At 62.0% G+C, this 10,526-nt stretch carries 10 protein-coding genes and 1 pseudogene; 6 read left to right on the top strand and 5 right to left on the bottom strand.

Features of this window, described 5'->3' with window-relative positions; translation table 11 throughout:
- The 3 genes and pseudogenes from EN943_RS38540 to EN943_RS30105 form a co-directional block, all read right to left on the bottom strand.
- A pseudogene (locus EN943_RS38540) lies at window positions 1-171 on the bottom strand (cytochrome C556); the annotation flags it as partial.
- A 156-nt stretch (window positions 172-327) separates the two neighbouring features.
- On the bottom strand, window positions 328-927 hold the full coding sequence (locus tag EN943_RS30110; RefSeq protein WP_127415754.1) for a superoxide dismutase: 600 nt from the start codon (window positions 925-927) through the stop codon (window positions 328-330).
- Between the two features lie 106 nt (window positions 928-1,033).
- Complete coding sequence (locus EN943_RS30105) at window positions 1,034-1,912, bottom strand: branched-chain amino acid aminotransferase (RefSeq protein ID WP_164778453.1); 879 nt, start codon at window positions 1,910-1,912, stop codon at window positions 1,034-1,036.
- A gap of 157 nt (window positions 1,913-2,069) precedes the next feature.
- Between EN943_RS30105 and EN943_RS30100 the strand changes: the two genes are divergently transcribed.
- Both EN943_RS30100 and EN943_RS30095 read left to right on the top strand, forming a co-directional pair.
- Complete coding sequence (locus EN943_RS30100; protein ID WP_127415753.1) at window positions 2,070-2,732, top strand: haloacid dehalogenase type II; 663 nt, start codon at window positions 2,070-2,072, stop codon at window positions 2,730-2,732.
- A 170-nt stretch (window positions 2,733-2,902) separates the two neighbouring features.
- Window positions 2,903-3,727, top strand: coding sequence for a L,D-transpeptidase (locus EN943_RS30095; RefSeq protein ID WP_013532670.1), 825 nt, complete (start codon window positions 2,903-2,905; stop codon window positions 3,725-3,727).
- Window positions 3,728-3,763: 36 nt separating this feature from the next.
- Here EN943_RS30095 and EN943_RS30090 read toward each other — a convergent pair whose 3' ends face one another.
- Window positions 3,764-5,311: a helicase HerA-like C-terminal domain-containing protein gene (locus tag EN943_RS30090; protein ID WP_127415752.1), complete on the bottom strand. Its 1,548-nt coding sequence runs from the start codon at window positions 5,309-5,311 to the stop codon at window positions 3,764-3,766.
- Between the two features lie 310 nt (window positions 5,312-5,621).
- On the opposite strand from EN943_RS30090, the gene EN943_RS30085 reads away from it, so the two are divergent.
- The 3 genes from EN943_RS30085 to EN943_RS30075 are packed head-to-tail and all read left to right on the top strand — an operon-like array spanning window position 5,622 to window position 9,469.
- A complete protein-coding gene (locus EN943_RS30085; protein ID WP_127415751.1) occupies window positions 5,622-7,064 on the top strand; it encodes a methylmalonyl-CoA mutase subunit beta in 1,443 nt (480 codons plus the stop codon).
- On the top strand, window positions 7,061-9,184 hold the full coding sequence (scpA, locus tag EN943_RS30080; protein ID WP_127415750.1) for a methylmalonyl-CoA mutase: 2,124 nt from the start codon (window positions 7,061-7,063) through the stop codon (window positions 9,182-9,184). The genes EN943_RS30085 and scpA overlap by 4 nt, the downstream gene beginning before the upstream one ends.
- A 60-nt stretch (window positions 9,185-9,244) precedes the next feature.
- The gene (locus tag EN943_RS30075) at window positions 9,245-9,469 is read left to right on the top strand and encodes an AbrB/MazE/SpoVT family DNA-binding domain-containing protein (RefSeq protein ID WP_127415749.1); all 225 of its coding nucleotides are present in this window, start codon (window positions 9,245-9,247) and stop codon (window positions 9,467-9,469) included.
- Between the two features lie 32 nt (window positions 9,470-9,501).
- Here EN943_RS30075 and greA read toward each other — a convergent pair whose 3' ends face one another.
- Complete coding sequence (gene greA / locus EN943_RS30070) at window positions 9,502-9,975, bottom strand: transcription elongation factor GreA (RefSeq protein WP_127415748.1); 474 nt, start codon at window positions 9,973-9,975, stop codon at window positions 9,502-9,504.
- 121 nt (window positions 9,976-10,096) lie between these two features.
- Between greA and EN943_RS30065 the strand changes: the two genes are divergently transcribed.
- Window positions 10,097-10,526: glycosyl hydrolase family 28-related protein (locus EN943_RS30065; protein WP_281060865.1), on the top strand; the 430-nt coding region annotated here is incomplete at its 3' end.

The following is a 10,526-nucleotide window of genomic DNA, read 5'->3' as shown; positions in this document are numbered from 1 at the left end:
CGTCAACACAGAAGCCGCATCAAAGGGTTCCTCGCCCTTGACCGCTTTCGACAGGCCGCCGACGATCTTTCCGCGTTCCTTCATCAGTGCCTGCCGGTCGAGGATCGGGTCGGCAAAGGCCGCCGAAGCCGCGAGTGCGAGCATAGAGATGGCGATAACAAGCTTTCTCATTCAATTGGCTCCATGATGAAGGCATTTCGGGACAGGACGTTAACGGATGCTACAGAGGAAAAATTCCCTTCCCCCTGATGATTTTTGCCGGACCTTTGCTCTTACGGGACGCAGAAAAGAAAAGCCCCGGGTGATACCGGGGCTTCTGGAAATCGATCACTTCGCCTTTTCGTACAATTCCAGCACGTGATCCCAATTGATCAGGCTGTCGACGAACGCTTCGAGATATTTCGGCCGGGCGTTGCGATAGTCGATGTAGTAGGAGTGCTCCCAGACATCGACGCCGAGGATCGGCGACGCGCCATGGACGAGCGGGTTTTCGCCGTTCGGCGTCTTGGAGATCGCCAGCTTGCCATCCTTGACCGAAACCCAGGCCCAGCCGGAACCGAACTGGGTCGTGCCGGCGGCAATGAAATCGGCCTTGAACTTGTCGTAGCCACCAAGATCGCTATCGACGGCCTTCTGCAAGGCGCCCGGCAGCTTGTTGCCGCCGCCGCCTTTCTTCATCCACTTCCAGAAATGGATGTGGTTGTAGTGCTGGGCGGCATTGTTGAAGAGGCCGGCATTCTTGCCGAACGACTGCTTGACCACCTCTTCGACCGACAGCTCGCCCAAGCCGGCCTCGGCGGCGAGCTTGTTGCCGTTATCGACATACGCCTTGTGGTGCTTGTCGTGGTGATATTCCAGCGTCTCTTTCGACATGTAAGGCTGCAGGGCCTCATAGTCGTAAGGCAGAGCGGGCAATTCAAAGGCCATGGATAGTACTCCCTCGTGGAAAAATCCGGTGTCGATACCGGAGTAAGATAGGTCTGGAATGGGTTGGGACAACTCCGGATGAAGCGTCGATTGCCTTTTTATCCGCTCAAGCGGCGGAAGTCGAATGCGCCCAAGCCCAATAGAGTTCGCGCGCCTTCTTGGCCACCGGCCCGGGTTGCAGATTGCGATCCTCGATACGCGTGACCGGCACCACCTTGGAATGGTTCCCGGTCGAAAAAATTTCGTCTGCTTCGAGGAAATCTCGCACCGACAGCGTCTTTTCCGTGGTCTTGAACCCATACTCGCCAAGCAGCGTTATCGTGCGCGAGCGGGTGATGCCGGACAGGAAGGTGCCGTTCGGCGCAGGCGTAAAGACGTGACCGTCCTTGACCAGGAAGATGTTCGAGGTTCCGGTCTCGGCGACGTTGCCCAGCATGTCGAGCACCAGTGCGTTATCGAAGCCGCGCATCTTGGCTTCGAGAATGGCCCGACCGTTGTTGGGGTAAAGGCAGCCGGCCTTGGCGTTTGTCGGCATGGTTTCAATGGTCGGACGCCGGAACGGCGATACGGTCACCGAAAAGCCGGTCGCCGGAATCATCGGCGATTCATAGAGGCAAAGGCAGAAGCGGGTCGACGCCGGGTCGGCCGGGACGCCCATATAGCCGCCATGCTCGGCCCAGTACATCGGCCTGATATAGACCGCCGTCTTGCCGTCGAACTTCTTCAACCCATCCCATGTCAGCCCGACGATCTTGTCGGCGCTCATGTTCGGCTTCAGGCCGAGAGCGATCGCCGAGGAATTCACCCTGGCGGCATGGAGGTCGAGATCCGGCGCCACGCCCTCGAACCAGCGGCCGCCGTCAAAGACGCTGGTGCCGAGCCACATGGCGTGGCTGCGCGGCCCCAGAATGGCGACGTTGCCCTCGTGCCAATCACCATCGACGAAAGTCCATGTCGTGGATTGCGCCGCAGCCGCCAGTGTCATCATGTCGTCCCGTCTCAATCGGTCTCTTGTGACAGCCATTGGAAGATGCTTTGGCGGGCGCCGTCAACCGGCATCATGGAGTTTTGTTGAGGCCAGCGCCGGGGCGCAATACAATCAACGCTTGCACCTTGTCGCACCTGCCCTCAAAACTGCTGTCATGCAATACGCCGCCTATGTCTTCGACGCCTATGGCACGCTGTTCGACGTGCATGCCGCCGTGCGCCGCCATGCCGACCGGATCGGGCCGGACGGCCAATTGCTGTCCGAGATCTGGCGCGCCAAGCAGCTCGAATATTCCTGGGTGCGCACGCTGATGGGCTCCTATGCCGATTTCTGGCAACTGACCGAACAGGCGCTCGATTTCGCCTTGCGCAAGGTTCCCTCGGCCGACCCCGGTCTCAAGGCGACATTGCTGGATGCCTACTGGCGGCTGGATTGCTATCCGGAAGTGCCGGCCGTGCTCAAGGCGCTCAAGGCTTCGGGAGCGAGGCTGGCGATCCTGTCCAACGGCTCGCCCGAAATGCTGCAGGCGGCGGTCAAATCCGCCGCGCTCGACCAGGTTCTGGATGACATCTATTCCGTCGACAGGGTGCGGCGCTTCAAGACCGACCCGGCGGTCTACGATATGGTCGCCACCGGCTGGCGCCTCTACCCCGGCGCGGTTTCCTTCCAGTCGTCCAATCGCTGGGACATTGCAGGCGCCACCAAATTCGGCTTTCGCACGGTGTGGATCAACCGTTCCAATCAGCCCGAAGAATACCGGGACTTCCCGCCGGCCCTGATCCTGCCATCGCTCGAAGCCCTTGTGCCCGGCAGCTAGGAGACCTGTGTCTCTGGCGCCACAGTAGCAGCCTGGTCACAGCTTCGCCTTTGTTTGCCCACGTTCGGGCCAGAATCGGAACCGCCTATCGCCCCAGGTGTTGTCAGGCACCCGCGCAACTGTCGGCGAATTCACGCTTTGTTGCGATTTGAGACTTAAAGAAGGCAACCATGTCCATAACCGAAATCGAATCTTTTCGCCTGAGCCGTCGCGGCTTTCTCAACGCCGCAGCCCTGGGCGCCGCTTCGATCGCGGTTTCCGCATGCGCCACCACCGGGCCGGGTCCGGTCGAGCCGCCGCCACCTACCTATGTCGAGCCGCCTCTGGCCGATTATGTGACGATGTACGCAGCAGTCAGCGACGGCGGCTTCGATCTGCCGGCCATCCCCGTCGACAAGATCGATCCGCAGTTCCTGCGTCAGATCGTTCCCGATCCGACGGGACAGAAGCCGGGAACCATAGTCGTCGATACCACCGGCCACTTCCTTTATCTGGTTCGTCCAGGCGGTCAGGCGATACGCTACGGCGTCGGCCTCGGCCGTGCCGGCTTCGAATGGTCCGGCGACGCCGTCGTTCAGTGGAAGCAGAAATGGCCAAAGTGGACGCCGCCGGATGAAATGATAGCCCGCCAGCCGGAATTGAAGCCCTACAGCGCCGACAATGGCGGCATGCCCGGCGGCCTGAAGAACCCGCTCGGCGCACGCGCGCTATATCTGTTCCAGGGCAATGTTGACACGCTCTATCGTCTGCACGGCTCCCCGGAGTGGCGGTCGATCGGCAAGTCGGTATCGTCAGGCTGCGTGCGTCTGATGAACCAGGACATTATCGACCTCTATGACCGCGTGCCCTCGAAGACGCCAGTCATCGTGACCAGCGACGCCAGCCAACCCATGGTGGCAACGGCCAACCGACAGGCGATCCCGATCGACGCCGGCGTGCCGGACGGTTCGGTGCTGCTTGGACCGGTCAAGGCGATCACGAATTCGATCTTCTGAGCTGACGAGGCAGCGGCGACGCCGCTGCCTCGAGTCTTACCGCCCCCTCGACAAACTCCCCAATATCCCGCGCACGATTGCCCGGCCGACCGACGAGCCGACCGAGCGCACCACCGACTTGATCGCCGCCTCGGCCACCGTCTGGCGGTTGGACGGGCGCGGTGCAGATGTGCGCCTGCCACCGGATTGCGGCGCGGGATCGTCATTGCCGAAACCCGGAATGGTCCAGCGCGAGCCGCCGCTGCCGGCCTGCTGGGCCTGCTCTTCGGCATCCTGCGCGTCCTTGGCCTTTTTCTGCAGCATTTCGAAAGCCGATTCGCGATCGACGGCCTGATCGTACTGGCCGGCGACCGGGCTTTCCTGGATCAGCTTTTGCCGCTCAGCGGCCGTTATCGGTCCAAGCCGCGAGGATGGCGGGCGGATCAGTGTCCGCTGCACCATGGACGGAACACCCTTGGCCTCCAACGTCGAGACCAGCGCCTCGCCAGTGGCAAGCTGGGTAATGGCGGTCATGCAGTCGAAATCGGGATTTGGCCGGAACGTCTCGGCTGCCGTCCTCACCGCCTGTTGCTCACGCGGCGTATAGGCGCGCAGCGCGTGCTGGACGCGATTGCCGAGCTGGGCCAGGACTTTTTCAGGGATATCCAAAGGGTTCTGCGTGACGAAATAGACGCCGACGCCTTTCGAGCGGATCAGTCGGACCACTTGTTCGACGCGATCGATGAGCACCTTGGGTGCTTCGTCGAACAGAAGATGCGCCTCGTCGAAGAAGAACACCAGCTTCGGCTTGTCGGGGTCGCCGACTTCCGGCAGCACCTCGAACAGTTCCGACATCAGCCATAGCAGGAAGGTCGCGTAGAGCCGCGGATTCATCATCAGCTTGTCGGCGGCAAGCACGCTGATGGCGCCGCGTCCGTCGCGGGTGGTGCGCATGATGTCGGCGATACGCAGTGCCGGTTCGCCGAAGAAGTTTGCGGCCCCCTGCTGTTCCAGGACCAGCAGCGTGCGCTGGATCGCCCCGACCGACGGCTTCGTTACATTGCCGTAGCGCGAGCCGATCTCGTCGGCGCGCTCGGCGATGTTGGCCAGCAGCGCCTGCAGGTCCTTCATGTCGAGCAGCAGCAGGCCTTCCTCATCCGCCAGGCGGAAGGCGATGTTCATGATGCCTTCCTGCGCCTCGGTCAGGTTCATCAGGCGCGACAGCAACAATGGCCCCATTTCCGAGACCGTGGCGCGGATCGGATGGCCCTGTTCGCCGAACAAGTCCCAGAAGATAACGGGAAATTCCTGGAAGTCATAGGGATCGAGCTTGACCTGTTCGGCCCGCTTGACGAGGAAATCCTGTGCCGTGCCCATCATCGCGATGCCCGACAGATCCCCCTTGATGTCGGCGCAGAACACCGGCACGCCGGCGTTGGAAAATCCTTCGGCCAGGATCTGCAAGGTGACAGTCTTGCCGGTACCGGTGGCGCCGGTCACCAGGCCATGACGATTACCATATTGCAGCAACAGTTGCTCGGCACGCTGATAGCTGTCGTCGGGCTTGCGGCTGGCGCCGATGAAAATACTGGTGTCGTCAGCCATATGTCCGGTCTCCGCAAACTGATGTGTCTAAAGCCAGTGGCCTTGCCGCAGGTATAGTGAGGCCATTGCACAGCGACAATGCCATTCGTCCAAATCGGGGCCATTCGTCCAAATCGGCCCCATTCGTTCAAATCGGGTTTTTGGAGCTTGCGGATTTTGCCGCTGTTTGGCAATCGTCGTCCACGCGGACTGACCTATATCTGATGGATCAGATCCGGTCTCTGAAAGCGCATTGCATTGCGATATCGGACCGGGGACCGTAGACTGAACCACTCCCGGCTGGTGCGGCCGCATGAAACGAGGAGGACGGATGGGCGCCGGAGCCTTGATCCAGGACGTGGAACCCGAGAACGCCGAGCGTCAGCGATGGCTCGCGTTGGCGGAAAAGGCATTGGCAGGCGCTTCCTTCGAGGAAAAGCTGGTCTCGCACAGCGACGACAACATCCGTATCGAACCGCTCTACGACCGCAGCACCGCGGCGGAACCGATCGTGCGCGCAAACCCGAAATCCCCATGGATCGTCAGCCAGCGGGTCGACGATCCCGACATCGACCGCGCCAGAAGCCAAGCGCTGGAGGATGTTGCACAGGGTGCCACGGGATTGTCGCTGGTCTTCGAAGGGGCGCCGAACGCGTTCGGCTACGGCTTGCCGAGAACGGCGGAAGCGTTGGAGGCGGTGCTGGACGGCATACCGCTCAATCGCATCCAGGTTCGCATAGACGCCCATCCCTGGAGCCGCGCCGTGGCCGACTGGCTGGTCGCTTTCCTGAGTAAGCGGCGGTCGGACCCGGCAAAACTCAACCTCTCCTTCGGCATCGATCCAGCGGCGATCTTCGCGGGAACCGGTCGGCTGCGCATGTCGATCGAGGCGCTGCAGGCCTCTATGCCGCAGTCGCTGGCGCATTTCTTCGCGATGGGCGTTCCGGGCGTGCTGCTGGAAGCTGACGGGCGTGTGTTCCACAATGCCGGCGCCACGGAAGCGCAGGAACTTGGCATCATGCTGGCTTCGGCTGTCTCCTATCTCAGAATGTTCGAGACGGCGCGGCAGCCGCTTGTTTATGCCGCACCTCATATCGGTTTTGCGCTCAGCGTCGACCAGGACCAGTTGCTGTCGACGGCCAAGATGCGGGCACTGCGCAGGCTATGGGCGCGGGTGCAGGAGGCTTGTTCGATCCCGACATCCACCGCCAATATCCATGCCGAGACGTCGTTTCGCATGATGACGGCGATGGATCCGGAGACCAACATCCTGCGCACCACCATTGCATGCTTTGCCGCGGCATGCGGCGGCGCCGATTCGATCTCCATCCTGCCGCACACGATCGCGCATGGTCTCCCGGCTGGCTTTGCCCGTCGCGTTGCCCGCAACGCGCAGCTAATCATGGCCAATGAAAGCCATATCGATCATGTCACCGATCCCGCCTATGGTTCCGGCGCTGTCGAGGCGCTGACCACGGAATTGTGCGAGCTGGCCTGGGCGGAATTGCAGACGATCGAAGCCGAGGGCGGTGTCCTGTCCAGCCTTCAGGACGGACACATCCAGAAGCGCGTCCACGCAGCGGCAGCGCAGCGTAACGCAGCCTACCGCACAGGCGAACGGGCCATCATCGGCACCACGCTCTATCCATCGAAAGACGAACGGCCGGTTGAGACGCTGGCGGCGGAACGGCGACCCGCCTTCACCGAAGGCGTCGCCGTCTGCGAGGCTCTATTTCCGGCCCCCATCGACCAATCGATCGGAGCCGGCTCTTGATCCCGGACTTCGGCCAGATCGGCTGGGTCCCGCCACGCCGCGCTCCCGTCGAGGTCAAAGGCCAGCGGACCACGCCGGAAGGGCTCGTCGCCAAGCATCTGTACAATCAAAGCGACCTCAAGGGGTTGCCGCATCTCGACACCTATCCCGGCCTGCCACCCTTCGTGCGCGGCCCTTACCCGACCATGTATGTCCAGCAGCCCTGGACGATCCGGCAATATGCCGGTTTCTCGACCGCCGAAGATTCCAACGCCTTTTACCGGCGCAACCTTGCCGCTGGTCAGAAAGGCCTGTCGGTCGCCTTCGATCTCGCGACGCATCGCGGCTATGACAGCGATCATCCGCGCGTTGCCGGCGATGTCGGCATGGCGGGCGTCGCCATCGATTCCATTCTCGACATGCGCCAGCTCTTCGACGGCATTCCGCTCGGCGAGATGACGGTGTCGATGACGATGAACGGCGCGGTGCTGCCGATCATGGCGCTCTATATCGTCGCCGCGGAAGAACAGGGCGTTGCGCAGAAGGATCTTGCCGGCACCATTCAGAATGACATTCTGAAGGAGTTCATGGTCCGCAACACCTACATCTATCCGCCGAAACCCTCGATGCGGATCGTGTCGGACATCTTCTCGTACACATCGAAGAACATGCCGAAGTTCAATTCGATATCGATCTCCGGCTATCACATGCAGGAGGCCGGCGCGACGGCCGACCTTGAGCTCGCCTACACGATCGCCGATGGCATCGAGTATGCCCGCGCCGGCGTCGCGGCGGGCCTCGACATCGACCGCTTTGCGCCGCGCCTGTCCTTCTTCTGGGCCATCGGCATGAATTTCTTCATGGAAGTCGCCAAGCTGCGGGCCGCGCGCCTGTTGTGGGCGACCCTGATGCAGAAGAATTTTTCGCCCAAGGACGAGCGCTCGCTGTCGCTGCGCACCCATTGCCAGACTTCTGGCTGGTCGCTGACGGCGCAAGATCCCTACAACAACATCGTCCGCACCATGATCGAGGCGATGGCGGCAACGCAAGGGCACACGCAGTCGCTGCACACCAATTCCTTCGACGAGGCGATGGCGCTGCCGACCGACCATTCGGCGCGGATCGCCCGCAACACCCAGCTCATCCTGCAAAAGGAATCAGGCACCACGCGCATCATCGACCCGTGGGGCGGTTCGGCCTATCTCGAACGTCTGACGCATGATCTGGCGGCGCGCGCGCTTGCGCATATCGAGGAGGTGGAGGCGCTCGGCGGCATGGCCGCCGCAACCGAACAGGGCATTCCCAAGCTGCGCATCGAGGAAGCCGCCGCGCGCACGCAGGCGCGCATCGATTCCGGCGAGCAGATGCTGGTCGGCGTCAACGCCCACCGTCCCGAGACGGACATCGAGGTCGACGTGCTGAAGATCGACAATGCCGAGGTCAGGGCGCGGCAATTGTCGAAACTGCAACGGCTGAAGGGCACACGCGACGTCGCCGCCGTCGAAAGCGCACTCGATGCGCTGACCCGTGCCGCGCAAGGCAATGAAAACCTGCTGGAATTCGCCATCCGAGCCGCGCGCGCCAATGCCACGGTCGGCGAGATTTCATTCGCGTTGGAAAGAGCCTTTGGGCGCCACGTCGCTACGGTGCAGACCATTTCCGGCATCTATCGCAAGGCGCTTGGCGATCATCCCGTGGTCGACGGGCTGCAGGACAAGCTTGGCGCCTTCGAGAAGAAGACCGGCGGCAAGCCGCGCATTCTCGTCGCCAAGATGGGCCAGGACGGCCACGACCGTGGCCAGAAGGTCATCGCTACGGCCTTCGCCGATCTCGGCTTCGACGTCACCGTCGGCGCGATGTTCCAGACACCAGATGAGATCGCCAGGCTGGCGGTCGCACAGGACGTCCACATCGTCGGCGCCTCGTCGCTGGCGGCGGGACATCTGACGCTGATCCCCGAACTGCGCGACGCGCTGAAAAAGCTCGGCCGCGGCGACATGCTGATCGTCGCCGGCGGCGTCATCCCACCGCAGGACTATGACGCGGTGCGGCAAGCGGGCGCTGCCGAGATCTTCCCGCCGGGTACAGTCATTCCAGAGGCAGCGGACCGTTTGCTGGACCGGCTGCTGGCCACAGACTAGGACTGCTGCATCTCTGAAAAGGTTGTGCTAGACTGACACTGCAACCAAGGTGCAGTAACCGTGAAGACGACCATTCACAAGCTCGACGATGGATCAGATGCCCTGATCTTGCCACGGGAAATGCTGGACAGCTTGAATCTGCAATCGGGCGATCAGCTCCAGATCATCGAAACTGATGACGGCATCATTTTAAGACCGGTGGCCGACAGGTTCGAACGGCAGATGAAGGCCGCACGCGAGGTCATGGACAAGTATCAGGTCGGGCTTCAGAAACTCGCCAAATGACCCGCCAATCAGTGCTGCGGATTTGAGACGTCCTAGCTCTCGGAGAGCTTGACGATTTCCCATTCCTTGCCGTTGACGCTGGCCACGTCGCCGACCTTCTTGCCAAACAGAGCAACTGCCATCGGCGACACATGAGAAATCGTGCCCTTGGCCGGGTCGGCCTCATCCTCACCGACGATCTTCCAGTGCACCTTCCTGCCGTCATCGCCCTCGATCGTGACGCCCATGCCGAAGCGTACCAGGTCGCTGCCCGGCTCCGGTACGGAGAGTTCGGCGCTTTCACGCCGCGCGGTCCAATAGCGCAGGTCGCGCGACACGACCGCGATGCGCTCGCGGTCGGCTTTGCGTTCGGCTTTTGCCAATATGTCGCGCAGATCGGCCAGATTCTCCTCGATCTGCGCCAGGCCGCGTTCCGTCACCAGATTGCGATGCTGGCTGACCGGCCGCTCACCGACGCCGGCGATGGCATTTTCGCTGTCTTCCTCGCGGGTGAAAGCTCTGCTCATTTCCTGAACTTAGGCCCGCAGAGGCTCCTCGACAAGCCATTGTCGTTTCCGTCGAGAGGAGAGGCAGACCGTCTGGCACGATTCCTGCGACGCCAAGGTTGAACGCTGGGATTCTGTGCCGATGCTGAACAGACGAACGCTGCTGACCGGAACCGCCGGCTTCGCCGTGATGGGCCTTGCGCTCGGCAAGGCGGCCACTGCCAGTCTGACCGGCATCGAGAAAGCCTCGATGCGCGGCTCGATCAATGCCACCGAACTCGGCGTGCAGCCCGGCACATCAGACGATCAGAGCAAGGCGTTCGCCAAACTGCTGCGTGACGCAATCAGCCGCGACATGCCGATATTCCTGCCGCCCGGCACCTATGTCGTCTCCAATATTTCGCTGCCCGGCCGCGTACGTCTTTCCGGCGTGCCGGGCGCGACGCGCATCGTCTATGGCGGTGACAGCCACCTGTTCATGGCTGAACAGGCCGACCACATCGAACTCAGCGGGCTGGTCTTCGATGGTTCGAACCGCACGATGGGCGACTACACGCAAGGGCTGCTCGATC

The organism is Mesorhizobium sp. M7A.F.Ca.US.006.01.1.1 (assembly GCF_003997935.1).
In the GTDB taxonomy this organism is placed as follows: Bacteria; Pseudomonadota; Alphaproteobacteria; order Rhizobiales; family Rhizobiaceae; genus Mesorhizobium.
This window is presented reverse-complemented; position numbering and strand designations above follow the sequence as displayed.